22 protein-coding genes are annotated in these 25,485 nt (G+C 60.5%); 10 read left to right on the forward strand and 12 right to left on the reverse strand.

The window, feature by feature from the left end; genetic code table 11:
- Positions 1 to 6: 6 nt before the first annotated feature.
- Entirely contained in the window at positions 7 to 1,575 is a 1,569-nt protein-coding gene (locus H8E27_07465; protein ID MBC8325448.1) for a sulfatase, read from the reverse strand.
- A 181-nt stretch (positions 1,576 to 1,756) separates the two neighbouring features.
- Positions 1,757 to 2,761 carry a c-type cytochrome gene (locus tag H8E27_07470; protein ID MBC8325449.1) on the reverse strand — a complete coding sequence of 335 codons (1,005 nt, stop codon included), beginning with the start codon at positions 2,759 to 2,761 and terminating at the stop codon, positions 1,757 to 1,759.
- Between the two features lie 198 nt (positions 2,762 to 2,959).
- On the opposite strand from H8E27_07470, the gene H8E27_07475 reads away from it, so the two are divergent.
- Positions 2,960 to 4,201 carry an amino acid permease gene (locus H8E27_07475; protein ID MBC8325450.1) on the forward strand — a complete coding sequence of 414 codons (1,242 nt, stop codon included), beginning with the start codon at positions 2,960 to 2,962 and terminating at the stop codon, positions 4,199 to 4,201.
- Between the two features lie 37 nt (positions 4,202 to 4,238).
- Positions 4,239 to 4,907: a spermine synthase gene (locus H8E27_07480; protein MBC8325451.1), complete on the forward strand. Its 669-nt coding sequence runs from the start codon at positions 4,239 to 4,241 to the stop codon at positions 4,905 to 4,907.
- Between the two features lie 54 nt (positions 4,908 to 4,961).
- Here H8E27_07480 and H8E27_07485 read toward each other — a convergent pair whose 3' ends face one another.
- The 4 genes from H8E27_07485 to H8E27_07500 all read right to left on the reverse strand — a co-directional run bounded on the left by H8E27_07485 (position 4,962) and on the right by H8E27_07500 (position 13,459).
- Entirely contained in the window at positions 4,962 to 6,365 is a 1,404-nt protein-coding gene (locus H8E27_07485) for a DUF1552 domain-containing protein (protein ID MBC8325452.1), read from the reverse strand.
- A 63-nt stretch (positions 6,366 to 6,428) separates the two neighbouring features.
- The gene (locus H8E27_07490; protein ID MBC8325453.1) at positions 6,429 to 7,697 is read right to left on the reverse strand and encodes a DUF1501 domain-containing protein; all 1,269 of its coding nucleotides are present in this window, start codon (positions 7,695 to 7,697) and stop codon (positions 6,429 to 6,431) included.
- Positions 7,694 to 11,377: a DUF1553 domain-containing protein gene (locus H8E27_07495; protein MBC8325454.1), complete on the reverse strand. Its 3,684-nt coding sequence runs from the start codon at positions 11,375 to 11,377 to the stop codon at positions 7,694 to 7,696. The genes H8E27_07490 and H8E27_07495 overlap by 4 nt, the downstream gene beginning before the upstream one ends.
- 45 nt (positions 11,378 to 11,422) lie before the next feature.
- Positions 11,423 to 13,459, reverse strand: coding sequence for a DUF1592 domain-containing protein (locus H8E27_07500; GenBank protein ID MBC8325455.1), 2,037 nt, complete (start codon positions 13,457 to 13,459; stop codon positions 11,423 to 11,425).
- A 169-nt stretch (positions 13,460 to 13,628) separates the two neighbouring features.
- Between H8E27_07500 and H8E27_07505 the strand changes: the two genes are divergently transcribed.
- The 3 genes from H8E27_07505 (at position 13,629) to H8E27_07515 (ending at position 15,573) form a co-directional block, all read left to right on the forward strand.
- Complete coding sequence (locus tag H8E27_07505; GenBank protein ID MBC8325456.1) at positions 13,629 to 14,762, forward strand: hypothetical protein; 1,134 nt, start codon at positions 13,629 to 13,631, stop codon at positions 14,760 to 14,762.
- A 155-nt stretch (positions 14,763 to 14,917) separates the two neighbouring features.
- Positions 14,918 to 15,199: a type II toxin-antitoxin system Phd/YefM family antitoxin gene (locus H8E27_07510; protein ID MBC8325457.1), complete on the forward strand. Its 282-nt coding sequence runs from the start codon at positions 14,918 to 14,920 to the stop codon at positions 15,197 to 15,199.
- Positions 15,196 to 15,573 (forward strand): type II toxin-antitoxin system VapC family toxin, encoded by a 378-nt coding sequence (locus H8E27_07515; GenBank protein MBC8325458.1) that lies wholly within the window; start codon positions 15,196 to 15,198, stop codon positions 15,571 to 15,573. The genes H8E27_07510 and H8E27_07515 overlap by 4 nt, the downstream gene beginning before the upstream one ends.
- Positions 15,574 to 15,584: 11 nt before the next feature.
- On the opposite strand, the gene H8E27_07520 is transcribed toward H8E27_07515, so the two are convergent.
- The 5 genes from H8E27_07520 to H8E27_07540 form a co-directional block, all read right to left on the reverse strand.
- Positions 15,585 to 16,694, reverse strand: a complete 1,110-nt coding sequence (locus H8E27_07520; protein MBC8325459.1) for a Gfo/Idh/MocA family oxidoreductase — start codon at positions 16,692 to 16,694, stop codon at positions 15,585 to 15,587.
- A 59-nt stretch (positions 16,695 to 16,753) separates the two neighbouring features.
- A complete protein-coding gene (locus H8E27_07525; GenBank protein ID MBC8325460.1) occupies positions 16,754 to 17,545 on the reverse strand; it encodes an SDR family oxidoreductase in 792 nt (263 codons plus the stop codon).
- Positions 17,545 to 17,982: a type II toxin-antitoxin system VapC family toxin gene (locus H8E27_07530; protein MBC8325461.1), complete on the reverse strand. Its 438-nt coding sequence runs from the start codon at positions 17,980 to 17,982 to the stop codon at positions 17,545 to 17,547. Before H8E27_07530 ends, H8E27_07525 begins: the two co-directional genes overlap by 1 nt.
- A complete protein-coding gene (locus tag H8E27_07535; protein MBC8325462.1) occupies positions 17,979 to 18,179 on the reverse strand; it encodes a hypothetical protein in 201 nt (66 codons plus the stop codon). The genes H8E27_07530 and H8E27_07535 overlap by 4 nt, the downstream gene beginning before the upstream one ends.
- A 67-nt stretch (positions 18,180 to 18,246) precedes the next feature.
- Positions 18,247 to 18,663: an HIT family protein gene (locus tag H8E27_07540; protein MBC8325463.1), complete on the reverse strand. Its 417-nt coding sequence runs from the start codon at positions 18,661 to 18,663 to the stop codon at positions 18,247 to 18,249.
- Positions 18,664 to 18,730: 67 nt separating this feature from the next.
- On the opposite strand from H8E27_07540, the gene H8E27_07545 reads away from it, so the two are divergent.
- The 5 genes from H8E27_07545 to H8E27_07565 are packed head-to-tail and all read left to right on the forward strand — an operon-like array spanning position 18,731 to position 24,077.
- Complete coding sequence (locus H8E27_07545; protein MBC8325464.1) at positions 18,731 to 19,792, forward strand: sugar phosphate isomerase/epimerase; 1,062 nt, start codon at positions 18,731 to 18,733, stop codon at positions 19,790 to 19,792.
- Positions 19,793 to 19,795: 3 nt separating this feature from the next.
- Positions 19,796 to 21,007, forward strand: a complete 1,212-nt coding sequence (locus tag H8E27_07550; GenBank protein MBC8325465.1) for a PQQ-binding-like beta-propeller repeat protein — start codon at positions 19,796 to 19,798, stop codon at positions 21,005 to 21,007.
- 16 nt (positions 21,008 to 21,023) lie between these two features.
- On the forward strand, positions 21,024 to 22,349 hold the full coding sequence (locus H8E27_07555) for a Gfo/Idh/MocA family oxidoreductase (GenBank protein MBC8325466.1): 1,326 nt from the start codon (positions 21,024 to 21,026) through the stop codon (positions 22,347 to 22,349).
- Between the two features lies 1 nt (position 22,350).
- Positions 22,351 to 23,301, forward strand: a complete 951-nt coding sequence (locus H8E27_07560; protein MBC8325467.1) for a hypothetical protein — start codon at positions 22,351 to 22,353, stop codon at positions 23,299 to 23,301.
- 2 nt (positions 23,302 to 23,303) lie between these two features.
- Positions 23,304 to 24,077, forward strand: a complete 774-nt coding sequence (locus H8E27_07565) for an SDR family oxidoreductase (protein ID MBC8325468.1) — start codon at positions 23,304 to 23,306, stop codon at positions 24,075 to 24,077.
- Here H8E27_07565 and H8E27_07570 read toward each other — a convergent pair.
- Positions 24,046 to 25,434 carry an SRPBCC family protein gene (locus H8E27_07570; GenBank protein ID MBC8325469.1) on the reverse strand — a complete coding sequence of 463 codons (1,389 nt, stop codon included), beginning with the start codon at positions 25,432 to 25,434 and terminating at the stop codon, positions 24,046 to 24,048. The genes H8E27_07565 and H8E27_07570 overlap by 32 nt on opposite strands.
- Positions 25,435 to 25,485: the final 51 nt, after the last annotated feature.

Consider the following 25,485-nt stretch of genomic DNA (forward strand, 5'->3'; position numbering starts at 1 on the left):
GATACGCTAGTCCAGTTTCTCTTTTTCGTAATCACTGGGCAACACCCAGCCGGTACGGATCTTTTCGCCGCGTTGATATTTTTCGTAGAATTGATCCCACATATCAAAGGCAAACCCGTATTTCTCAAACACATCACCCCGGCCGAACATCCGCGGGTCCCCCTGTTTTTTAAGCTCGGCAAAGAGTTGTTTTTTCAACGACGCCTTGAGCGCGGCCTGCGGCTTGGAGTCCGCCAGATCCTTCACGCAATCGCGATCGGTCTTCACGTTAAACAATTCTTCCGCCGGACGTTTACCAAAGTTAAGCTGCCAATATTTGTAGTTCCCTTCACGGCGTTGGTTGAGCAACAGCGTTTTGATCGGACTGGCGTCGGTGTTCAGATAACCGGTCTCCGGATTGCCCACAGGCCAGCGGTTGGGCTCGAAGTTGTGCAGGTACAGATGATCACCCTTGCGGATGCCGCGGATGGGGTAGCCTTGATTGTTCGGTCGACCGACATCGTGGCGTTCCTTGCCCAGCACCACGTGATCGCGCGAGGCAATCACTTGACCGGATTTCGGCGAAGCAAAAATATCAAACAAACTCCGGCCGCTCATCGGCTGCATGAGAGGCGCGATCTTGTTCACGCCGGCCGCCTGCAAAAAGGTCGGCGCCAGATCGGTGAAGTTGACAAAATCAACCACCGTGCGATTGCGGCCCTGAATGCCTTTCGGCCAACGGATGGCGAGCGGGATGTGGTTCGAGTAATCATACGCCTGCCCTTTGCAACGCGGAAACGGCATGCCGTGATCGCTGGTGGCGACGATCAGCGTGTTGTCCAGTTGGCCGGCCTTCTCGAGCGCGGCGAGGATGCGGCCGAGGTGCCGATCGTAGTGCTCCACCTCAATGGCGTAATCGAGCATGTCGCCGCGCGTCTCGGCGTTGTCCGGCCAAAACGCGGGCACGTGATCGATGTCCGAAAGCTTCTTGCCCATGCGCAGTCCCACGCCTTTCTCGTAAGCGCGATGCGGCTCGTGCGTGCCGAACCAAAAACACCACGGCTTGCCCTTGGCCGCGGTCTTTAGAAACTCCTCGAAGTTGCCCGCGTAATCGCGATTGCTCATCGCCTTGGCCGGCGGTTTGGCAAATCGCTTGTTGATGGGCGTGCCGGTGATCAACCGCCGTTTGCCATTTACATCATTGGCAATGCCGGGCCCCCAACCCTTGCCCGTGCAAGCCGTCGTGTAGCCATTGGCCGCCAGCACCTCCACGAAGCTGCCAAACTTGGCCGGGAACACATTCATATGATTGGCCGCCTCTTCCAACTGCCACGAGTAACGCCCCGTAAGAATGGTCGCCCGGGACGGCGCGCACTTGGCGTTGGGCGTGTACGCGCGCGTAAACAAAATGCCCTCCCGCGCCACGCGATCAAACGCCGGCGTCTTCACCCATTGGGAGCCGTACGCGCTGGCATCGCCAAACCCCCAGTCATCGGCAATGGCAAAGAGGATATTGGGGCGCTCTGCAGCTTGGGTATTCGTGGAACCACAGAGGACACAGAGGAACACCGAGAGAAAATAAAACGCGGATCGCATGCGCTGGTGATACGGTAATTCGGCGGGTTTGCCAACGCCCTTTCGATCTCACGCAGAGACGCGGTGGCGCGGAGGTTTTTAGTAAGGGACGAGGGGGAACTCGTCCCTCCCGGGGGGGGGCAAGTTCCACCTTGCCCCATTTCATTTTCTCCGCGGCTCCACGGGCGAATTTGAATAAAACCTATTTCCCCGGAAATGCTTTGGGGGGCGCAGCGATGTTTTTCGGCAGCTTGCCAGTGAGCGAGCGCAGGAAGGCGACGATGTCCGCGCGATCTTCCTTGGACAAGTCCTTGCCTAACTGATGCGCGGCCATGCGCTGCACGGCGTCCTCCAGCTTGTCCGACGAACCATCATGGAAGTACGGGCCGGTCTTGGCGATGTTCCGCAGGCTCGGCACTTTGAAAAACATTTTGTCGGCCTTCTTTTTGGTCAGATCAAATCGGCCCTGATCTTTTTGGTTGGGCCACGGCTTCTGCACGCCGAGCTTTTGGTAGGCATTGCCGCCGAGCAAATTGCCCGTGTGACAGGCCACACAACCGATCGATACAAACTTCTTCAGCCCGCGCAATTCCGGCTCTTTCAACGCCTTGGCCTGACCGGCCAGTAATTGATCGAACCGCCCGGGCGTCACAAAGAGGCGCTCGTAGGCGCCGATCGCGTTGCCGACGTTGTCGTAGGTGATGGCCGGTTTGCTTTTGGGAAACGCCTTTTGAAACAGCGCTTCGTAGCCATCGATCTTGCCGAGCTTGGCCACTACGGCCTCAGCCGAAGGCATCGCCATTTCGCCGCCGGCCAGGATCGGCCCCTTCGCCTGCTCCTCCACCGTCGGCGCGCGGCCATCCCAAAACTGCGCGAGGTGCATGAAGGCATTGAAGCTCGTGGGCGAATTTCGACCCGTGCGATGGTTATCAAAGCCCAGCGAAAATTTCTCGCCATCCACGCCAAAGCCCGTCGTGCTGTGGCAGGAATTGCAGGAGATGGAATTATCCCGGCTCAACCGGTTCTCATGATACAACGTGCGGCCCAGCTCCACCTGCGCACGCGCCACCGCATCTTTCGGCAGCTTGGCTGCCGTCAGAGGTTTACCAAACACCGGCAACAACGCCTTCACAGCGTCATCCGCCACCGCGGCCAACGGGGCGCTGCCAAGCAACACGGGAATCATCAGGGAACGAATGATCTTCATCGCCGCGAAGGGTAGATGAGCGGCCAAAAAATGCAACCTCATGCGGTGCCGCTGGCATGAATACAAGGACGAGGGGGAACTCGTCCCTCCCCGAGAGGTGCAAGTTCCACCTTGACCCCATCTTCTCCGCGTCTCCGTGGGCGCCTAAAGAGAAACCTTGGCCTCTGGGCCTCTTAACGGTTCAATCCCGCACCACATATGGCCGCCGAACCTCAACTTCAACGCGTGATTGGCCTGCCGGGCGCGGTGTTGCTGGGGCTGGGCTCGATCATCGGCACGGGCGTGTTTGTGAGCCTCGGTATCGGCGCGGGCATGGCTGGGGCTGCCGTGCTGCCGGCCATTGCACTGGCCGGTCTGGTGGCCATGTGCAACGGCCTCAGCAGCGCGCAACTGGCCGCCAATCATCCGGTCAGCGGCGGCACCTATGAATACGGCCATCGTTGGCTGAATCCATCGCTGGGTTTTGTGGCCGGCTGGATGTTTCTCAGCGCCAAATCCGCCTCCGCCGCCACCGCCGCGCTGGGCTTTGCCCTGTACCTCGCGCCGGATCATCAAATGGCCGTGGCGCTGGGAACCGTGGCGCTCACCACTGGCGTCACCCTCACCGGCATGCAACGCAGCAACACGGTGAACGCCCTCATCGTGGGCGCCGTGCTGCTGGCCTTGTTCGCCTTCGTGGCCCTGGGCGCGCCGGCCATTCGCGCGCATCCTGAGCGCTGGCAAACCGCGCTGCAGCTCGATCAATTGGATCAACTCCTGCCCGCCGCCGCCCTGATGTTTGTGGCGTTCACCGGTTACGGCCGCATTGCGACCTTGGGCGAGGAAGTCACCGAGCCGCGCCGCACCATTCCCCGCGCGGTCATCACGACACTGGCCCTCAGCATGCTGCTCTACATCGGGGTCGCCTGGGTGAGCTTGGCCAATGCCGGAAATGAATTTGTTTCCCTCGCAAACATCGCCGAATCCATTGCCGGCTCCGCGCTCGGCAAGGTGATGCTCGTGGCAGCGGCCATCGCGATGGTGAGTGTACTGCTCAATCTCGTGCTCGGCCTTTCGCGCGTGGTGCTGGCGATGGGGCGGCGTGGGGATTTGCCCAAGGCGACCGCCCACATCCACGACACGTCCCGTGTGCCCACCGTGGCCACGGCAGTTGTGGGCGGGCTGATCGCGGCGCTGGTTTGCCTCGGCGACCTGAAACTTACCTGGACCTTCAGCGCCTTCACCGTGCTGGTGTACTACGCCCTCACCAACCTCTGCGCCCTGCGCCTGAAACCGGAGGAACGCCTGTACCCCACTTGGACTGCCTACGCCGGCCTCATCGGCTGCGGATCGCTGGCGTTCTTCGTGAATTGGAAAGTGATGCTCGCAGGGCTGGCCCTAACCGCGATTGGGCTGATTTGGAAAATGCTCTTCAACCGCGCTCCCTCGATTGATCGGTAGGCATGGTGTCGATATTCAATTGCAAATTTCTCCATCTATGAAACCACGTGTCAAACTGGCTGAGTCAACCTTTACAGGGGAAACATTATCTCTCGTCGAGCACGATGGCTCGTATTCGATCTCTCTGGATGGCAAGGAGTTGATGCATTCTCGGGCCAACGAATCTGAGCTCCTACTCGGCAGCTTGGGTGTCGCTCGATTGAACGATGAGGCGGGCGAGCGGGTCTTGATCGGGGGACTTGGGCTTGGGTATACCCTCAAGAGCGTCCTGGATTCGGTCGGGAATAAACCGATCGTTGAGGTAGCCGAAATGATCCCGGAAGTCATCGAGTGGAATCGAACCTACTTGAAAAACCTAAACGGTTCGCTGCTCGACCATTCACAGGTGGAGATTCGAAGAATGGATGTGGGCCGTCTGATTCAGGAGGCCAAGCCCAATACCTATGACGCCATTTTGCTGGACGTTGATAATGGGCCCAATGCCATGGTGAGTGAGACTAATGCATCTCTCTACTCCAAAAACGGAATCCGATCCATCTGTAGGGCATTGAAGAATAGTGGGCGACTGATCGTGTGGTCGGCTGGGCCGGACCACGGATTTGAGAAGCGTTTGGAGCGAACCGGACTACGGGTAGAAGCCGTCCGCGCCAAAGCCCACGCAGGCGCCAAAAGCCATTCTCATTTTCTCTTTGTGGCTGACTGTTAGCCCTTAAGCATCACGACAAACGTAATCGTGAGGAATCGCTGCTCCTTAATTCCACTACGCCAGCAGCGACTTCAACCTACCTGAGCTGTCGGCGAAACGGTCTTGTTTCAGGCCGAAGGCCTGCATTTGAGTGAGCCAGAGATTGGCGAGCGGCAGGCCTTGCTTGGGGTTCACGTAGTTGCCGTTCACCTTGGCGACGGGGCCGGTGGTCTCGGAAAGGTTGAGGTGCGCGCCGGTCTTGAGGCGGCCGCCGGCGCTGCCGGCCACAATGATGGGCAACGCGCTGTACTGGTGCGTGGCACCGTCGCCCAGACCGGAGCCGTAGGTGAAGAGCGTGTTGTCCAGCAGCGAGGTGCCATTGGCTTCCTCGATGGCATCCATCTTTTCCAGCAGATAGGCAAACTGCTGCATATGGAACTGGTCCACCCGTTCCAGGTCCTTGATGAACTTGTGCTGGTTGTGCGACATCTGGTGGTGGCTGCGCGGTTTGTCGAACAGGCTCTCGTACAGATACGGCGTGTCCCAGCGTTCGGGGCCGACCATGAAACTGGCTACATTGGTGAGGCCGGTTTGCAGCGCCACCACCATCAGATCACCCATCAGGCGGATGTATTCGCCACGCGGCAAATGCGCATCGACCGGCTCATCGAGCTGCACTTTCTGCAACTCGGATTTCATGCGCTCCAGCCGGTCCACCTGCACCTCGATGGTGCGGATGGACTCGAAATATTCATTGAACTTCTGCTGGTCCGCATAGCCGAGCGCGCGCTTGAGCGAGCGCGCATCCTCCAGCACGAGGTCGGTGATGTTGCGGTAGGCCTGCAGTTCGCGTGTCCCGAATAGACGGCGATACGCCTTGCGTGGATCGCGCATACTCGGGGCCACGTGCTCGGTGTCGTACCAGGAAATGTTGTCGAACTGGATCGACTCGCGGTTGTCCTTGTGGCTGTTGCTGCTGAATTCCAGCGTGCGGAACGGCGTGTGTTGACCCAGCTTTTCAGCGAGCACATGATCCAGCGTGCGCGCCTGCGGATAGGGCGAGCGCTTGACGCTGAAGGGCGCCGCGCTGGTCAGGAAGCAGGAGGCACATTGCGCGTGCACATCGGTGCCCGGCTGAAAATCGCGGTCCAGCCCGGTGATCAGTGTGACCTTGTTCTTCATCTTAGCCAACGGCTTCAGCGTGGCCGTCAGTTGCAGCGGATGCGTGCCCACCTTCAGGTTCGCAGTCTTGAAGGACTCCTGTTTATTGCCGCCAAACTTGGGGACAATCTGCTCCGCTTCCCCCGGGAAAAACGAACGCCGCACCACGCCGATGGGCACATAAAAAAATGCCGCGCGTTGATCGGGTTGTTGGGCCGACTGCTGCCCCGCCGCCGTCCCGAGGCTCTCCAGCCACGGCAGGGCCAGAGCGGTCCCGCCCAGCCCCTGCAAAAATGCGCGTCGCGACGTGTGCTTCATTGGCGATTTATTTATCAGAATCCAACAGCTTGGCCGAGGCTGTTTTTGCCAGCGGCCAATTCGTTACTCAAACAGCGCGGCCACCGGTTTTCCGAAATCGGTGATGGGGACGGGGCGGGAGCTGTCGAAGAGTTCCTTGTGAGGGTGCACGCCGAGGGCGGCGTGAATGGTGGCGTGAAAATCGGGAATGGAGACGGGGGCCTCGATGATTTTCTTGCTCAGTTCATCGGTCACGCCATAGGCACCGCGGTGTTTCAGACCGCCACCGGCCAGCAACAGACTGAAACAGGTGCCCTGATGTCCGCGGCCGCCGCGGCCGTCGTAAGTAGCGGGACGGCCGAACTCGGTGCCAACGGCGATCAGCGTCTTGTCCAGCATCCGCTTGGCTTCCAGATCGGCAATGAGCGTGGACAGGGCGTGGTCGAGTTCCTTGATGAGCAGATGCTGGTTTTGCTGGCCTTCGTTGTGGGTGTCCCAGCCCGTGCCGTTGATGAAATTCAGATTGTGCGACACCTCGATAAAGCGCACACCGGCCTGCACGAGCCGCCGGGCCAGAAGACAGCGCTGGCCGAATTCGCCGCCATAGCGGTTGCGCAGCTCGGCGGATTCGTCCTTGAGTTGAAAGTGCCGCATGAAACCGGGGCCGGCCAAGCGGAGGGCCTCGTCCTGCGCCGCGCGATATTGGGCAAGAACGGAGCCGGCGGGGATGCGGTCGGTGAGCGGCTCAAGCAGGCGCTTGCGGCGTTCGACCCGGCTGGGCGTGACGTCCGTGGGGCGCGAGAAGCCGGCGGGACCACTTTCGGTATCGACGAGATAAACGTAGCCCGCCTTGGCGCCGAGATAACCGGGACCGCGGCTCACGTTGGGATACCCAATGAGCATGTAAGGCGGCACCTTGGGATCGGCGGCGCCGAGCACGTGACTGGTGATGGAGCCAATCGAAGGATAGGTAATGCTGCCGCTAATGGGCCGGCCGGTGTGCACGAAATTGGTGGCGAAGGCGTGTTCGTCAACCAGCTTGTGGTTGATGGTACGCATCACGGTCAGGCGATCGGCGAGCTGGGCGGTTTGCGACAGGTGTTCGCAGAACTGCACGCCGGGGACGGCAGAGTCGATGGCGGCGTATTCGGCGCCGGCGACCTTCGGCGAGGCCTTGGAATCCCCCCGCCGTTTGGGATCGAAGGTATCGATCTGTGACATGCCGCCGCCGAGCCAAATAAAAATAACATGCTCAGCCTTGCCCTGGGGCATGGAAGCAATGGGGGCGGCCGACAAGGCTGTCGCGCCCGTCATGGCGAGGCCGGTTGTTTGGAGAAAGTGGCGGCGGTTCATGGCGTGTACATCCATTCGGGTGAGTTCAACAAGGCCCAGAGAGCGTCTTCCATTCGCACGCGCCAGTCGGCGGTCAATGCATTCGTCGGCGGATCGCCTCGGCGGGCCGCTTGCTCTTTTTCGAGCGCGAGGGCATTGGCCGGACCATCCACATGATTCGACCAAGTGACGTAGCGTTCCGGTTCGCGTTTGCCGGGCTTGGGCGACACTCGCTCCGCCTTGGGGATGACGCGCGTATCATAGCCGGCCGTGAGCAGTTTAGTGAAACGCGCTTTTTCCGCCGCGTTGGGTTTGCGCGTCAGCAGGCGCAGAAAGAGGCGGTCGACAAGCTGCTCGACGCTCTGCCTCTCCAAGGCCAGTTGGGTCATGCCGTGGCGGTCGCTGAGGCGCGTAAGCCAAGTACCCATCACGCCATTGGCGAAAATCGCGGGTTGCAGAATGTTCGGCTCCGTTTCACGGAGACTGACCGGATCCTGCCGGGCACCGCGCCAGCCGAAGGTTTCCAGCACGCTGGTGACGGCGGTGATACGCGGCAGCCCGAGGCTGGGCCGGTCGCGTTCATTGGAGGTCGAGGCCAGCATCCAGGATCGACGAGGTTTGCCGAGGTTTAGCGCGATGGCGACGTTGCGAACGCTGTCGAGATCGAGGTTCACCGGTTCGAGATCGAACGGCGTGCCCGTGGCGTGGAAAACGGAATCGACGATTTGCTCGGCCTGCAATCGGCGCGGCGCGGGAGACACGAAGAGCGGGCTGGTCTCGGCGAGGACGGGATCGGTGGCGCGTTGGTAGGCGTGCGAGTTGAGGATCAGCCGCGAGATGGCGTTCACGTCGTAGCCGGATTCCACGAAGCGATGGCCGAGCCAGCGGAGCAACTCCGGATGGGACGGGCCGGACTTTTCCCAATCCGAAATCTCCGGCACCAAGCCGCGGCCCATGAGGCGTTGCCAGATGCGGTTGACCATCACCTGAGCGAAGCGCTCGTTTTGCGGCGCGGTAATCAAGGTGGCGAGCCGGTCGCGCGTGTTCTTTGGATCCTCGGCCAACTGATCCGCGACCGTTTCCTCGGCAAACCGCGCGAACGGCCAGGCGGGCTGGATGATTGCATTCGGTTTGAGGCTCACTTGAATCAAGGGCTTGCGCCCGCCCTGATGCAGGCGGTCGGTCGGCACACTGCTGGTAATGGGCAATTTGACCGACTCCCGTTTCAGCAAGGCCGCAAGTTGCAGGAGATCCTTCTGCTTGGAGACATGGGCGGGGGCGTCGTGACAGCGCGCGCATTTCATTTCCACGCCCAAAAACGCCGAACTCACAATGATGCCCTTGGCCGCCATCGGCAGGTCGTTCTGAGTCGCGGTGGCAAACCCGGCGGGACCACCGAAGCGTTCGCTCCCCTCCATTCGGATCAGCTCAGTGACGAAGAGGTCGGCCGGTTTGTTGTCGAGTAACGATTCGTAGAGCCACCAGCGAAACGGGCCGGTGTTGTTGAGCGTCGGATTGATCAGGTTCGGATTCTCGGCCAACGCATCGAGCCAGTAGCCCATCCAATGATCGGCCCGACGAGGATCATCGAGCAGGCGGTTGATGGCCTTGGCGCGGCGCGTTTCGGGGGTGTCGGCCAGAAACGCTTTCACCTCCGTCTCGGTCGGCGTAAGACCGATCGTGTCGAGGCTGGCCCGGCGCAGAAAGGTCAGGTCATCCGCCAACGGGTTCGGGCGGAAATTCGCCACATCGAACTGCGGCCAAGGCGCGCCGGATTGAATCCAGCGCTTCAGGATTTCAACTTCCGCCGGCTTCAGCGGCTCCCCTTTCGGCGGCATGATTTCGTCCTCGTCCGTGGCCGTGATGCGATGCATCAAGGCGCTCTCCGTCGGCTTGCCTCGCACGATGGCGGGCCCATCGGATTTGCCGCCCGCGAGCAAGGACTGGAGGTCATCCATCCGAAGACCGCCCTTGGCCTTGCCGCCTTGATGGCAGTCGTAGCAATGCTGCTCCAGAATCGGCCGCACCTCCTTGAAATAGTCCACCCCGGAATCGCCGCCTTGCTTCGCTACGCCCGCGGCCGTGGCAATGCGGGCGCCGATGAAGTGGTCAATCGGGTTGTTCGCGGGAAACCCAGCGGGCAATTCGGGAACGGAAACAGGCTTCACGCCAGCCAGCCAAGTCTTGGCCGCCTGACGGCGTTTGGTCCAGTAACCCGCATGTTCCGCGCGGAGGTCGGCGCGGGCCTTGGTATTCACGCGGGCAAGCCACTGGCGACGTTCGGCCTCGTAAGCCGCCCAGCCTGCGTCCGTGTAAGAAACGCGGCGTTCGCCCGGGCTGAGGAGCGACCAGTGTTCGCTTCCCGCCAATGAAACGGCCACGACGGTTTCGCCTAACTCGGGCCGGTGCTTGTTCTTGCCGGTCATCCCGCCCAGCAGCGTCTCCAAAATAACCAAGTGCTCGCCGCCCTTGGTCTCGAACGTAGCCCAAGCATCCCGATTGCCCGGCGGCGCGAAACGAAAATCAGGGCCGAGGTCCAGGTACTTGTCCTGCGCCGAGAGCAGGCCGTGCCCTGCCGGATCGCCGGGGCGTTGGCTGGTTTCGAGAAGTTTTTTTCCATCAACCATCAACCGCGCCTTGCCGCGGCCGCGCAACAGCAACCGATGTTTCCCCGCCGGCAAACGCACCAACGCCGAGGCTCGCACCAGCGACGGATTCGCGCGCTCCCCGCGCACGCCCGTGGCAACGTATTTGTGCGGTAGTTCGAACAGGCCGAAGACAGGGGCTTCGAACGATTCGGTCACCTGCGGCGCTTCCGGCCAGGCATTGGATTGGGCAACGCCATTCTCGCTGACCTGCACCAGCACCTTGCCCGCCGGCAACATCGCCCGCGTGACCGGCGGGGGCGGCGGGACGTAACGGTAGCGGCCCGCGATTTCTTTCGGCTTGAGCACGCCACGATAAATTATCAAGTCATCCACCCAACCGTGAAACGAACTGCCCCCGGCGCGGGTGTAGCCGGTGCCGATCACCAGATCCGCCGCATCCTGAACCGGCGGCAAGTCGGTGTCTCCGCCCATGTCCCAGACACCGGCCACCGGTTGGCCATCGATAAATGCCCGCAGACTTCCGCGGCGGCCGAACGTGTATTGCAGGGCAACATGATGCCAGCCGCTCGCCGGCACCACCGACTTGCTCCACCAACGATGCCATTCCGGCTTGCCCGTGTCGGGCTGGCGGGTGGTAAAGAGCAGGCCCAATTGCCCGCCCCCAGCGGTGCCTTGAAAGCGGATGGAATAATTCTGGTTATGCTCGCCGAGTTTCTCGTGCTTGGGCGAACGGCCTTTGCCGAACAGGTAGGCGATGTTGCCCTTGGCGATGGAGCGAAATTTCACCCAAGCCTCGAACGCGAACGTCTCGCCCGCGCCGAACCGCACGTTGGCGTCGCCGCCGCGCGCCTTGTCCGGCACCACCATCCAACCTTCCTGCCCGGTGAAAGCCATAGCCCGGTTGTCCGCCTTGAAGCCCGGATACCGCGGCGGCCGCGGCCCCGCTTCCGGTTGGCCGGTTTTCCCCTGCCAAACTCCCGGCTCATCGCCTCCCTCAAAACTCCACTTGAGCACGGGCACAGCCCCATGGCCGACATCAGTCAGGGCAAAGACAAACAGCAATGCGGCGGGCAATTTGAAGAGTCGTCTCATGGGATTGCCAAGGTTGAGTATCTGACGAAAAACGGCCGCTCTCATTCAGTCCCTGCGCTTGGGCGCGGCGGCGGGCCGATTCACAAACGGCGCGCTTTGCACGACCTCGTGCAGGACGGTTTGCAGGCGGTAGCCATCGGTCACCGTGCGGTCGGTAATGCGGTCGATGGCGGGGGTGTCCGCCGGCGTGAGCGCGCGGCCAAGGGCGTAGGAAAGCGTGTGCTCGGCAAAGGCCCGAGTGAAGCGGTTCTTCTCGGCCAGAATGGCGTCTTTGAATTCCACGATGTTCTTGAATTCATGTTTGCGGAACAGTTTGCCGGAGGCATCGACCTCGCGACCGTTTTCGTAGGTGTTCCGCCAGCGACCGACCGGATCGAAATTCTCCAGAGCAAAGCCCAGCGGATCGAGCGTGGTGTGGCACGCGGCGCAATCGGCGCGTTCACGATGCACGGCAAACCGTTCGCGCACGGTGAGATTTTTCTCGGCGGGCTTGGGCTTCTCCAGCGGCGGCACATCGGCCGGAGGCGGTTCGGGGGGCGCATTAAAGATCACGCCGGCCACCCACGCGCCGCGCGTGATCGGCTTGGTCTCGTGCGGACCGGAATTCATCGTGAGCACGGCCGCGCTGGTGATCACCCCGCCCTGCCGCCGATCAGTCACCGGCTGGCGTTTGAACTGCAGGGTTACCGGTCCGCCCAACCGGCCGGACTCCGCATCGCCATACCATTTGCGCAAGCGCCCGGAGCGGTAGCTGTAATCCGAATCAATGAATTCCAGAATCGACCGGTTCTCGATCAACACGGTTTCGAAGAGCAACAGCGGCTCCATCATCATGTCCATCGTGGTCCGGTAATCGGGTGGGGCATAATAGAAATCCGGATACAACTGCTTATCCGGCACGGCCGAAATGATCCGGTCCAACTGCAGCCACTGCGCCGGGAAGCTGTCGCAAAACCGCTTGAGTTTCGGGTCAGCCAACAGACGGTTCACCTGCGCGCGCAGCACGGCCGGCCGGCTCAAGGAACCGTCGCCCGCCAGCCGCAACAGTTCGTCATCCGGAATGCTGCCCCAAAACAGGAACGACAAACGCGACGCCAGATCGTAGCCGTCCAGCGGTTCCGCGCCCTTGCTCGTCGCCGGTTGATCGTACAGGTACAGGAAGCGCGGCGAGGTAAGCACGGCCGACGACGCCTCTTTCATCGCGTCCGTAAACTCCACGCCCGCATCCAGCTGCGCGTGCACGTGTTTCGTGTAGCGATCCAGCAAGGCCCGCGGTACCGGCCGGCGAAAGGCCTTGGTCATGAACGGCTCCAAGCGCGCGCGCACCACCGCCTTGGCATCGCCCGTGGCCGGTGGCAGGAAAAACGTCTGCCAAATACCCACCGTGCGCCCGTCGAAATTCTGGCTCTGCACAATGCGCCGGCTCAGTTTGAAAAAGGCTTCCAACAAAAACGGCGAGAGCGACAGATGATCGCCGCGGTTGTCGAACCCATGCTCCGCGCGCGGATCCTGCGGGAACGGCCCCACCCCCGCCAGTCGCGGCTCAATGAGGCCCGATTTGCCCAACGGCCGGCTGCTCACCGTCACCACCTCCGGCATCTTCCGCTCCGGCCCGTTCAGTGCCTTGGCGAAATAGCCCGAGCGATCGCGCATCATTTTTTCCGGCAAGGGAAACACCGACACCTTCAGCCCGAGCAAATCCTGCACCGCGTTGTTGTACTGCAGCCGGTTCATCCGGCGGATCGGCGTGGGCGCAAAGCCTTCGGATTTGGCCAACGCCGCGCGCAGCAACCCGCGCAATTCGCCCACCACCGCCGCGCGCGCGGCCGGGGCCAACGCCGGCTTCGGTTCCGGCGGCATCTCGCGCGTCTCCAGCACCTCGATGAGTGTCTCCAGCCGATCCAGATCCGTCGTCAACGCCGCCAGCGAATCCAACTTCAGCAAATTCAGCTTCCCCTTCACCTTGCCCCCCTTGCCGTGACACTCCACACAGCGTTGCTGAAACATCGCCAGCGCAGTGTCGCCATCAAACGCGTGGGTGTTCCAAAAGCAACCGGTCATCGACAGGATTACGGTTGCCAAAATGTTTCGATGGGATTGCATGGTTTGCGCGTTTTGGATTCTCAAATTCATTCCACTATTCAAATGAACGATTGGAATCGATGAATTTCATTTCGCCTGCGCGGGTCGAAATTGTACGTGGGCGATATGAGACTTGTCACGCTTTTGGCCCGCGCGTATCGTTTCATTTATGAACCGTCGCATACAACACTGGCTCGTTGCGGCACTCCTCTTGGGGAGTGTTGGCGTGAGTTGGGCGTGCACTGTGCCGGTGTTTCGGTTTGCCCTCGAACAATGGCCGCCGGATCAGTTTGAGGTGGTGTTGTTTCACGAGGGGGCGTTGACCACTGCGCAGGCTGCGTTGCTGGAAAAAATTCAGCCAAAGAAAACCGAAAACACCACAGTCCCGAATATCCGCATTCATCAGGTGGACCTTAAGGGCCAGCCCGATGCGCGTTGGGTGAGCTGGTGGGAGAAAAATAAACCGGCCGAGGCGACCGGCCCGCGACTGGTGATATTTTATCCGGCCAGCACAATGATAATGACGCCCGTGTGGTCGGGAGAGTTTAAGGCGGATTTAGTGAGCAACGCGCTGCAATCACCCGCACGCAAAAAAGTGGCCGCGCAACTTGAGGCCGGCGATAGCGCCGTGTGGGTGCTCGTGGAATGCGGCGATCAAGAAAAAGATGCCGCCGCAAAAAAACTTCTGGAAACGCGCCTCCAAATCATGGCCCAAAAATTGAAACTGCCCGAGGTGAAAGCGCAGGACATTCAATCCGGCTACCTTTCCATCCGGCCGGAAGATTTGAAGCTCAGTTTTTCAGTCGTCACCCTGCGCGCTGGTGACACCGCTGAAGACGCCTTTCGCGAAACTCTTCTCAACAGCGAGGAAGACCTCAAGGAACTGAGCCATGAACCGATGGGCTTCCCCATCTTTGGCCGCGGCCGCGCGTTGCCCGCGCTCGTCGGCAAAGGCATCAACGCCCAAATGATCGACGAAGCCAGCGCCTTCCTCTCCGGCCCCTGCTCCTGCCAAGTGAAACGCCAAAACCCCGGCTTCGATTTACTGACCTCCGTCGATTGGGATCAACTTTTAGAAAACCAAATCCGCGCCTACGACGACCGCGCCCAAGCCAACATTTCCGTGGAAACGCCCCCGCCCAATTCCCCCAACCCGAAACCCGAAGCCGCTGGCGATCCTCAAGATTCCAAAACACCCGTTACCCCCTCGCGCCCCTTCCTCGGGTTAATCCCCCTCATCGGCCTCCCCATCCTCATCGCCGGAGGGTTAATCGTCTTCCTCGGCAGACAACCCGGCGACTAACCTCCAAGAATTCCCCCTTCAAAAATCTTGGCGTCTTTGAGGCTCAGCCGTTGAAATTGAGGCTCAGCCGTTGAAATTTTTCCAACAAACCCAAATATCCGATTTTTCACCAAAAACAAGTTGACCAGACTTGGTCTGACCAATATATTTTGAACATGGAAATCACCAACGTGCAGCAGGCAAAGACGCATTTGTCGCGGCTTCTTGAGGAAGTGCAGGCGGGCAAGGAAGTCGTCATTGGCAAAGCCGGCAAGCCCATCGCCAAGCTCGTGCCCATCGAGCGCGATACCTCCCCACGTGAGCTCGGGGGTTGGGAAGGCAAGGTGTGGATGGCCGATGATTTTGACACGCTGCCGCCCGAGGTGCTCAAGCAGTTTTACGAGGGCGGTCCCAATGATCCGCTGAATATCTATTTCAAAAAGCCGCCCACCAAATGAATCTGCTGCTCGACACGCACACGCTCATTTGGTGTTTCACCAACCCCGACGAGTTGCGGGCAGACACGCGCGAGGCCATTCGCGATGGCGCGAACCAAGTTTACGTCAGCGCCGCCTCCACTCACGAGATGGCCATCAAGTGCGCGCTGGGCAAACTCGAAATGCCGCCCAACCTCGACGCGCTCATGCAACGCAGCCGCTTTCAGGAACTCTCCGTGACCATTGCCCAAACCCTAGAGCTCGCCACCCTCCCTCTCATCCACAACGGCCCCTTCGACCGACTCCTTGCCGCCCAAGCCAAGCACGAAGGCTTTACCCTCGTCACCCGCGACCGCGACTTACTGGAATACCCCATCAAGACGATGGTGGCGTAAATAAACTAAGCTTAAAGTTCCACCCGTGCGCCGTCTTGTTTGGCAGACTCGAGACAGGCCATCATAACCTGTTGGGTTTGCAGGGTGATCTCGCCCCACTTGGGATCAGTCTCACCGCTGAGGACAAGGTCGCCGAAGTTTCGGAAGAGATTGGCTTCCTGCGCGGTTGGATGGGCATTGGCGTGCTCCTTGACGGACACAACGCGGTCGCGCTGTTCCATGTTGAAATCGCACACGTGCTGATTGCTCTCGGTGTTGCTTACGGTGTACTTCGCCTCGGAGCCAAAGAATGGCACCACGAAATCATCCACCCGCAGTGTGCCGTCCGTGCCGCACACGTGGGCCCATTGCTGATTGGCGGTGATGAAAGAGCAGTAGTAGCTAGCTGTGACGTCGTTCTCATAGAAGAGTTCGCCGGAAAATTCCACAGGCACCTGATCGGGGCTATCGCCACGCGCGGCACCACGGATCATGCGACCGCTCACGGCCTTGGGCATGGCGTATTCCATGGTCCATAGATTAAACCGGATGTTGTACCAACCGAGATCGCCCAAGCAACCGAGCGGCTCGAGATCGCTGTGCATGCGGATGTTGCCGGAGACAAAATCGTCGCCGCCATTAAAGCTGAACGCCGAATGAATGCGGCGCACCTTGCCGATGCTGCCGTCGGTCAATGTCTCGCGCAGCGCATCCAGCCGTTTGCTATGCATGAACATCACGCCGTCCATGAACTGCACACCGGCATCGTTGCAGGCGGCGAGTTGCGCCTCAGTCTCGGCCACATCGATGCCGCAGGGTTTCTCGCACATCACGTGCTTGCCGGCTTGCGCGGCCTTGATCACCCATTCGGACCGCACGCCGGTGGGCAGCGGAATATACACGGCGTCAATGTCGTCGCGTGCGAGCAGAGCGTCGTAGCCTTCCACCGCCTCGGCGCCATTGGCTGATGATGGCATCGGAACATGCGCGGAGCATTCATCGATCCAAGCCTGCGCCTTAGCTTTATCTCGGCTGGCCACGGCCACAATCTCGCCATTGCCGGACAATGCAACCGATTGCCAGTTTTTCATCCCGATCCAGGCGGCACTCAGGAAACCCCAACGACATTTTTTCTCGCTCATAATAAAAGTAAATCGGCGGCAACTCTCCCTGTGAGAAGCGGGTTTGGCAAGTGATTTGGCTAGGCATGCATCACTTGGCCGCCGTCGATGTTAATTGTTTGGCCGGTGATATTGTGGGCGTGGGGCGAGGCGAGATAGGCGGCCATGGCGCCAAATTCGGTTGGTTGCTGCCAGCGACCGAGGGGCGCGATAGTCTTGATCTTGGCCGCGGCCCAGTCCTCGTAGCTCTGGCGCTCGTCCTCGGGCAGTTGCTCCTGGCCGGCGGCCCAGACCGATTCATTGAGCGGCGTTTTCACCATGCCGGGCGAGAGGCAATTGGCGCGCACGTTGAAAGGCGCCAAATCCTTGGCCATGACTTGCATGAAATTGATGACCGCCGCCTTGGTCGCGCTATAGGGCGGATCGGTGGGCGATCCAGTCTGGGCGGCCACCGAGGTGAGAAATAGAAATGTCCCCTCGCCCGCCGCGCGCAGGCCCGGTGCAAACGCGTGTGCCGTGTGCACCATGCCCATGATATTCACCTCCAGCACCCGCGGCCAATCCGCCGGTTCGAGGTTCCAAAATGGAAATCCAAACTTGCCCGAGCCGATACCGGCCGCGCAGATCACATGCCGCACGCCGCCGAGGGTTTCTTCAAACTGCGCCGCGGCGGATTGCACGCTTTCGGCATCGGCAATATCGCCCACCACATAGTCCACCTCCAACTCCGCCGGCCAGTCGCTGCCGCGCTCGCTGCGATCAAACACGCCCACGCGCGCGCCTTCCGCCGCAAACGCCGCGGCAATCGCGCGCCCAATCCCGCTGCCGCCGCCGAGCACCACCACACCTTGGTCTGTGAGTTGGAGATTCATTATTCGGTTACGAGGTTTAATCCGGCCGCCGATGCCATGGCGGCTTGGCGATGATCGAAAGTACAAAACTCGTCCGCGCCCAAGGCCACCGCCGTGGCCACGTGCAGCACATCCAGCGTGCGGCAAAGCGTTTCGGAAGCATGCGCGGCGGTCAATGTTTCAGCACGATCAAATGTCTCGTTCCATTGAACGACCGGTTGAGTGAATACCGCCGATTGCAAATCGCTTTCCAGAATGGCGATCAATTGCGCACATTCGCCCTGAGAGAGTTCGCCGCGACCGCATTTTTGTTGAAATGCCCCTCGTATCTCCACGCCGTGCAAGCGCGTGAAAGGTGGCGAAGTCTGGGCATCACGAAAGAGCCGGATCGCAGTGGTGGTTTGCGGCTCGGACAGGTAAAGCTTCAGCAACACGCTGGAATCGAAATAGCGCATCACGCCCGCTCGGCACGGAGGTCATCCAAAGTGGCCTGTGAATCAGCCAGCACGCGCCCGCCAAACACGGCCTTTTGCCGCGCCAGAAAATCCGGCATCTCACGCGGCTGCCGGGAGGCAGACGAATCGTCATGGATAGCGCGCAGGAAACCATGTACTTGTTCCACCACCGAATCCGGCGCGGCCTCAAGTTCGGCCATTATTTTCTCTCGCGCTGTCATGTTCACAAGCTATCGCATTTTGTTCAGGCTAGCAAGGGCCGCGGCATCACGCTTCCGGCTGCAGGCCGCTATGTTCGATGAGTTGCGTGCGCAGGGTTTCGAGTTCGGATTCGGTGTACGCCGGGCCTTCGGGCAGGTTCCCCCAAACCGGTTGGGGCCAGCAGGCGTCTTCGGGGGTGCGACCCACGATGTGCAGGTGCAGTTGCGGCACGAGATTGCCGATGGCGCCGAAGTTGATCTTGGGCACTTGGCGTTCGGTTTTCAGGTAGGCGGAGATGGTGCGGCAATCGGCCATGGCTTGCGTATGCTGCGCTTCGGGTAGATCGAATAGGTCCACGACATCGGTTTCGGGTACGAGGATGAACCAAGTCACCGCCGCATTGCGATGCAGCAGCAAGGGGCCACTTGGCAGACGGCCGAGCGTGTGGCAGTCGGCTTGGAGTTGGGAATGCAGCGTGAACACGGGTTGGTTGTACCGCGCGCACGCACACTTGCCAAGGGGGCGACCAGCAGGGAGGATGGCGGCCGTGATGGATCGACGGACATTTTTGGCAGGCACCACGGCCGCACTGGCGGTGGGAGCGGCGGCCAAACGGTTTTCCTTTGCCCGCCGGCTGGGGGTTTCCACGGCGTCCTACGCGATCCGAAACCGGTTCAGTCGCGCAGCCCAACCGCCGGCCGGGGTGGCGAGCTTCGCTGGGCCGGTAGCGTTCTTGGAGCACTGTCATCGACTGCAAACGGTGGGCGTGCAAATCGGGGTGCGCGGCTGGGGGAACGACGGATTGGGCAAAAAACTGCGCGCGCGGGCCGAAGCGTTGGGAATGTTTCTGGAAGGGCAAGTGAGCCTACCACGGTCGGAGGCGGATACAGAACGTTTTGCAGCCGAACTGGCGGCGGCCAAGGAAGCGGGCGTATCAATCCTGCGCACGGTGATGCTCGGTGGGCGGCGTTATGAGAATTTTAATTCGGCCGCGGACTGGGCGGCGTTTCGCAAGAGCAGTTGGCAACGCTTGGTTTGGGCGGAGCCGATTGCCAAAAAGCATGCCGTGAAGGTGGCGTTGGAGAATCATAAGGACTGGCGTATCGACGAGATGCTCGCGATTCTAAAACGCATTTCCAGCGAGCACGTGGGGGTGAATCTCGATACCGGCAACAACCTCGCGCTTCTGGAGGATCCGCATGCCGTGGTGGAAGCACTCGCGCCGCACACGCTCACCACGCACCTCAAGGACATGGCCGTGCAGGAATACGATCGCGGCTTCCTCTTGTCAGAGGTACCGTTGGGCGATGGTTTTCTGGATTTAAAACGCATCGTGGCCACGTGCGAAAAAGCCAATCCGCGCGTGCGCCATAATCTCGAGATGATTACTCGCAACCCGCTCAAGATCCCCTGCCTCACGGAGCGTTATTGGAAAACGTTTGGCGGCCGATCGGCACCGGTTCTGATGGCTGCGCTGGATCGGGTGCGGTCCCACAAACCCAAGGCCCCGCTGCCGAGTATCGCAGGCAAGACCCCGGCCGAACAGGTCGCGTACGAGGAGGCCCATAACGCCAAATCGGTCGCCTACGCACACACGCAATTGAAAATTTAAATGATGATTCGCAAACTCATTCCCTTGCTGCTGGCCCCGTTGTGGCTGGCGGCTGAAGACTGGCCGCACTTTCGCGGGCCGCAGCACGACGGCATTTCACGCGAAAAAAACTGGCAAACCGACTGGCCGGAGACTGGACCGAAGCGGTTATGGGAGGCGCAGGTTGGCATTGGATTTTCATCGATGGCCGTGGCGAAAGGACGCCTGTACACGCTGGGGCACAACGAAGGCGCCGACACGCTGTACTGTCTTGACGCCAAGACCGGCCGCAAGCTGTGGAGTTACTCGTGGCTATCGAACATCGGCGCCAAGTTTTACATCGGCGGTCCGGGCAGCACGCCCACGGTGGCTGACGGTCGCGTTTATGTGGCCGGCAAATGGGGCGAGGTGAGCTGCTTGGTGCCGCATCCAAAAAACGCTGGCGAAGGTCAGGTGCTCTGGGCGCGGCATCTCGCCAAGGAGGATCAGGTGCGCGTCCCGACCTGGGGCTTCAACGGGTCACCGCTCGTACTAGGCGACCGTCTTCTGCTTAATGCCGGTGCGGCCGGTGTGGCGTTGGATTTGAAAACCGGCAAGACACTTTGGAAATCCGCCGACGGTGAGGCCGGCTACGCCACCCCGCAGCCCGTGATGCTGGGCGGTCAGCCGCACGTGATCGTGAGTAGCGGCCGCGCCTATTCGGCGGTGAAGGTGGCCGATGGCCAGGAAGCCTGGAACCTACGTTGGTTTACCCGGTACGGCGTGAATGCGGCCGATGCCATTGTGGAGGGCGATCAGGTGTTTGTGGGCAGTGGATACCGGAAAGGCTGTGGCCTATACAAAATTGGAGCCGAGCTGACGGAGGTTTGGAAGAACAAAAATTTGTCCACGCAAATGAATGCCGCGGTGAAGATCGGCGATCATTTATACGGCTTCGATGGCGACAGCGGTGGTCCGGGAAAACTGCGCTGCGTGAGCTGGAAGACCGGCGAAGTGGTTTGGGAACACGCCACCGGGTTCGGCGCTTTGACCGCCGCCGATGGTCATTTGATCGTGCTCACAGGTACGGGGGCCTTGATGACCGCCCCAGCCACGCCCAAGGGATTCACGCCCACCGGCCGCGCGCGCGTGCTGGACAAGGATTGCTGGACCGCCCCGGTGCTGGCCAACGGCCTGTTGTACTGCCGCAATTCCAAGGGCCATTTGGTTTGCCTCGATCTGCGGCGCGGTCAATAATCGCCGCGTTCCTGTCATGCAAACTTCCCGTCGACGTTTCCTGAAAACCTCCGCGACCGCCACGGCGGCTTCCTTTGCCGCCACGCCGTTATTGGCGGCGCCCGGCAAAAAATATCGCACGGCAATCATCGGCGCGGGCTGGTGGGGCATGAACATTTTGCGCGACGCGATGGCGCACGGCCAGTGCAAGGTGGTGGGCATTTGCGACGTGAGCGAACAGACGCGCGAGGTCAGCGCCGAGGAGATCACCGATCTCAACGGCGATCAGACGCGCAAGTACAATGACTTTCGCGAGATGCTCGGCAAGGAAAAGCCGGAGATTGTGATCATCGCCACGCCCGACCACTGGCACGCGCTGCCGGCGATTGCGGCGATTGAAGCAGGCGCCCATGTGTTCCTTGAGAAACCCACCGCGCACACGGTGGAAGAAAGCCGCGCCATTCTCAACGCCGCACGGGCGGCCAAACGCGTGGTGCAGGTGGGCCTGCATCGGCGTATTGGGCCGCATCATGTGGAGGCGATGAAGTTTTTGAAATCCGGCAAAGTCGGCAAGGTGGGTCAGGTCCGGTTGTTCGTCACCGGCGGAGGTGGCAAAGAGGAACCCACGCCGAACAGTCCCGCGCCAGTGGGAATGGACTGGGATCTCTGGTGTGGCCCGGCGCCCAAGCGGCCGTTCAATCGTCGGCTGCATCCGGGCGGTTGGCGCCATTTTCTTGATTACGCCAACGGCACCCTCGGCGACTGGGGCGTGCATTGGCTCGACCAAATTACCTGGTGGAGTGACGAGAAATTCCCCAAGCGCGTTTTTTCCAGCGGCGGCCGACCGGTGCGCGGCGCTGCGGTGAATGACGGCGAGGCAATGACCAGCGACACGCCCGACTCGCAGGTGGCCATTTATGATTACGAAGACTTCACCGTCACATGGGAACATCGGCGCTTCGCGATGAACGCCACCGAACACCACCGTTACGGCGCTTACTTTTATGGCACCGAAGGCATCCTGCACATCGGTTGGCGCGATGGTTGGACGTTTTATCCGGCGAAGAAAAACGGGGTGAAAGCCCACGGCGATCCGCGCTTTGACAACGAACGCGACGGCCATAACCTCCCACCGCTCTGGGCGGATTTCATGAAGGCGATCGCCGATCCCAAGCACACGCCCGCAGCGGACATTGAGCCGGCGCACCGTTCCTCTGTGCTGCCGATGCTCGGCATGATTTCCTATCGCCTCGGTCGGAGCCTCCAATGGGACGGCGATCAGGAAAAAATCCTCAACGACCAAGAAGCCAATCAACTCCTCCGGCGCGATTACCGCAAGCCGTGGGTTTACCCGAAAGTTTAAAATGAAAACACAACTCCTTCTCCTCATCGCGCTGCTGGCCCAGCCGGCGATCGGCGCGGAATACACGCTGGAAAAATTCTGGGCCTCCATGCCCACCGGCGAAAAACAAATCGGCAACATGCACGGCGATATTGCCGTCAGTTCCAAAAACGAAGTGTACGTCAGCGTGCAGGGCGGCCCGAAAGCCGGCGTGCAGGTGTACGACAACAAGGGCAACTACCTGCGCAACGTCCCCAATGCGCCGACCGATTTTCATGGGTTTGTGATTCGCAAGACCGACAGCGGCGAACACCTCTACGGCCCGCGCCTTGGCGGCCAAAATATCCTCAAGCTCGCACTCGACGGCAAGGTGGTGCTGGACATTAAACCCGATACCGTGCCCGCCAAATACAAACGCGGCGGCCGCATGCGCCTCACCGGCATGGACGTCGCCCCCAACGGCGACCTCTTTGTGGTCGACGGCTACTCCACCGATTACATCCATCACTTTGATCAGGCCGGCAAATACATCAAGACCATCGGCGGCCGCGAACTGCTCGGCTCCCAAACGCTGCATAAGATCTGCATCGATACTCGCTTTGATCCGCCGCGGATTCTTGGGGCCGACCGCGAAAAAATGCGGCTCATCCACATCGGGCTCGATGGCAAATTCCACGGGGTGTACGCCAAGGACGTGTTGCGCCCTGCCGCCGTGGCCGTGCATGGCAACCTGGCGGTGACCGGTGAAATCAAAGGCCGCGCCTCGCTCTACGACAAAGCCGGCAAAGTCGTCGCCCAACTCGGCCACAACACCGTTCCCGGCGAAACCGCTACCAACAAACTCCCGCCCGCCAAATGGCGCCCCGGCTTTTTCTCTGCCCCGCACGGCGTCGCGTTTAATTCAGCCGGCGATTTGTTTGTGGCGGAATACACCGTGTTCGGTCGTATCCATCGATTTAATTTGAAGAAATAATCATGCTCCCGGGAATTAAACTATTCGAACTCACCGATCGCGTGGCGATCATTACTGGCGGCTCCAAGGGATTGGGCGAGGCCATGGGCGCGGGCCTAGCCAGCGCCGGCGCCAACCTCATGCTCGTCAGCCGCAATGCCGAGGAGGCTCAGGCCACGGCGGATAAGATCGCTGCCGAACACGGCTGCAAGGCAATCGGGTTTGCCGCCGATGTCTCCAAGCAGTCCGACATGGAAGCCATGGCCGCCAAGTGCTTGGAGGAATTTGGCCGGATCGATATCCTGATCAACAGCGCGGGCATCAACATCCGCGGGCCGATTGATGAGGTGAGCTATGAGGAATTTGCCGAGGTGCAACGCATCAATGTGGACGGCACCTGGCTCGCCTGTCGCGCGGTGTTGCCGCACATGAAGGAGAAACAGTACGGCCGCATCATCAACCTCGCCAGCGCGCTGGGCCTCGTGGCGATCGCCAACCGCACGCCCTATTGCAGCAGCAAAGGCGGCGCGGTAATGCTCACCCGTTCGCTGGCCATGGAACTGGCCGAGGAAGGCATCACCGTCAACGCCATCTGCCCCGGCCCGTTCCTTACACCGATGAACGTGCCCATTGCGGATACGGAAGAGGGCAAGAAATTCATCGTGGGCGCTACCGCCCTCAAGCGTTGGGGGGATCTGAAGGAAATTCAGGGTGCGGCCATTTACCTCGCCAGCGACGCGGCCAGCTACACCACCGGCGCCATGCTCAGCGTCGACGGCGGCTGGACGGCGCAGTAGCGTCCGCTTCAGCCTCCTGTTTCACGTGGCGCAACACGCGCAGGTGAATGCGGTGGATCAGGTAATCGGACCATCCCTTCCAGTAACTCGCCGGCCACAGGTCGTTGTGATACCACGTGGTGCCATGCAGCCGCGTGCGGCCTCCCGGCAGGCGTTCGAGCACAAACTCGCCCTGGGTGGTTTGGAAATACCCTTCGAGGTGTGGCGGATGGACATCTGAATAAAACGTCCATTCCTGCATCGGCTCGGGCATGGCCGTGACATCAAACCGCAGATGACGCGGTTCGTCCCAAATGGTGATGGGCTCCACAAAGGCGCCGGTAGAAAACACACAATGCCGCACGGCCCCCACGCCTTCGCCCTCGATCTCCGCCCGGAGAGGATAGGCCAGACCAGTCTTGAAGATCCAATCCTCCACCGGCGGCAATTCACTGAAGGATACCACGTGGTTCCACACCACTTCCGGCGGGGCATCCACTTCCACCGTGGACGTCACGGCATAAGACACCGCCTTGGGGTTTTCCATTTTCTCAAACCCCATCAGCAGCAGGCAGGATAACAACAACACCGGCGGTACGCGGCTGGCGTGGTGGTTCGACTGAATCCCGAAACCCGCCAATGCGCCCAGACAGGATAAGGGCATCGCAATCACCGACGCCATGGCTAGGCAAATGATACCCTCCATCGCCAGAAGAAACACGCACGCCCCAAACAGCGCGCAGGCGGACAACGCCACCGAGAGACATTCCCAAAAAGTCCGCCGCTGATGCACCGCATGCAGCAGTGTAGCAATCAATCCCAACATAAACGGGATGCCCACAAACACGCCCCACCCGTAGCTTTGCAGGTAATTGATCCCAATCGCCAGAATGGGCAACCCCACCAGCACGGCCGCCCAGGCGGATAGAAAAAAACTCGCCCACCGATCACGTGGCATCATGCGTTCCAGCCAATGCGGCGGATGATCCACGCCGTCCTCCACCTGCCGTGCCGGCAGCACCGAGAGCACGGCGAAAAATAACAGGTTGATAAACGGAATAAAAAACAGCCCCACCAAAAACAACGGGGCCCCGATGGAACGCAGCCGTTTCACCGTGAACAATACGCCAAGGTACACAAACGGCAGCGCGGTCAACGCCAATGTCATCAGCAAATCCCGGCGCCCTTCCAGCGCCTCGTCCAGCCCCTCCATTCCCGGAATGAGATACCGGTAGGGCATCCACGATACCGAGAAAAAATACCCGCTCAGCAGCCGATCCAGATTCCATTTAATCAGGAACAACGCCAACCCGACGATGATATAGAGGCCTCGCCCCAGTTCTCCTCGCCAGCTGAGCACCTCCCGGATTGACTTCACATCCACCCCTCAACCTAGGCCGAATAAAAACGTGTGAAAAGAAAATCATGT

Source organism: Limisphaerales bacterium (genome assembly GCA_014382585.1).
In the GTDB taxonomy this organism is placed as follows: Bacteria; Verrucomicrobiota; Verrucomicrobiia; order Limisphaerales; family UBA1100; genus JACNJL01.

What these genes read in the sequence shown, in the direction of transcription:
- H8E27_07490 (MBC8325453.1), bottom strand. Translation starts at nt 7,697, where the DNA reads ATGAACCGCCGCCACTTTCTCCAAACAACCGGCCTCGCCATGACGGGC.
- H8E27_07485 (MBC8325452.1), bottom strand. Translation starts at nt 6,365, where the DNA reads ATGAAGCACACGTCGCGACGCGCATTTTTGCAGGGGCTGGGCGGGACC.
- H8E27_07525 (MBC8325460.1), bottom strand. Translation starts at nt 17,545, where the DNA reads ATGAATCTCCAACTCACAGACCAAGGTGTGGTGGTGCTCGGCGGCGGC.
- H8E27_07550 (MBC8325465.1), top strand. Translation starts at nt 19,796, where the DNA reads ATGATTCGCAAACTCATTCCCTTGCTGCTGGCCCCGTTGTGGCTGGCG.
- H8E27_07470 (MBC8325449.1), bottom strand. Translation starts at nt 2,761, where the DNA reads ATGAAGATCATTCGTTCCCTGATGATTCCCGTGTTGCTTGGCAGCGCC.
- H8E27_07475 (MBC8325450.1), top strand. Translation starts at nt 2,960, where the DNA reads ATGGCCGCCGAACCTCAACTTCAACGCGTGATTGGCCTGCCGGGCGCG.
- H8E27_07495 (MBC8325454.1), bottom strand. Translation starts at nt 11,377, where the DNA reads ATGAGACGACTCTTCAAATTGCCCGCCGCATTGCTGTTTGTCTTTGCC.
- H8E27_07480 (MBC8325451.1), top strand. Translation starts at nt 4,239, where the DNA reads ATGAAACCACGTGTCAAACTGGCTGAGTCAACCTTTACAGGGGAAACA.
- H8E27_07535 (MBC8325462.1), bottom strand. Translation starts at nt 18,179, where the DNA reads ATGGCCGAACTTGAGGCCGCGCCGGATTCGGTGGTGGAACAAGTACAT.
- H8E27_07465 (MBC8325448.1), bottom strand. Translation starts at nt 1,575, where the DNA reads ATGCGATCCGCGTTTTATTTTCTCTCGGTGTTCCTCTGTGTCCTCTGT.
- H8E27_07520 (MBC8325459.1), bottom strand. Translation starts at nt 16,694, where the DNA reads ATGAGCGAGAAAAAATGTCGTTGGGGTTTCCTGAGTGCCGCCTGGATC.
- H8E27_07565 (MBC8325468.1), top strand. Translation starts at nt 23,304, where the DNA reads ATGCTCCCGGGAATTAAACTATTCGAACTCACCGATCGCGTGGCGATC.
- H8E27_07515 (MBC8325458.1), top strand. Translation starts at nt 15,196, where the DNA reads ATGAATCTGCTGCTCGACACGCACACGCTCATTTGGTGTTTCACCAAC.
- H8E27_07505 (MBC8325456.1), top strand. Translation starts at nt 13,629, where the DNA reads ATGAACCGTCGCATACAACACTGGCTCGTTGCGGCACTCCTCTTGGGG.
- H8E27_07555 (MBC8325466.1), top strand. Translation starts at nt 21,024, where the DNA reads ATGCAAACTTCCCGTCGACGTTTCCTGAAAACCTCCGCGACCGCCACG.
- H8E27_07510 (MBC8325457.1), top strand. Translation starts at nt 14,918, where the DNA reads ATGGAAATCACCAACGTGCAGCAGGCAAAGACGCATTTGTCGCGGCTT.
- H8E27_07545 (MBC8325464.1), top strand. Translation starts at nt 18,731, where the DNA reads ATGGATCGACGGACATTTTTGGCAGGCACCACGGCCGCACTGGCGGTG.
- H8E27_07560 (MBC8325467.1), top strand. Translation starts at nt 22,351, where the DNA reads ATGAAAACACAACTCCTTCTCCTCATCGCGCTGCTGGCCCAGCCGGCG.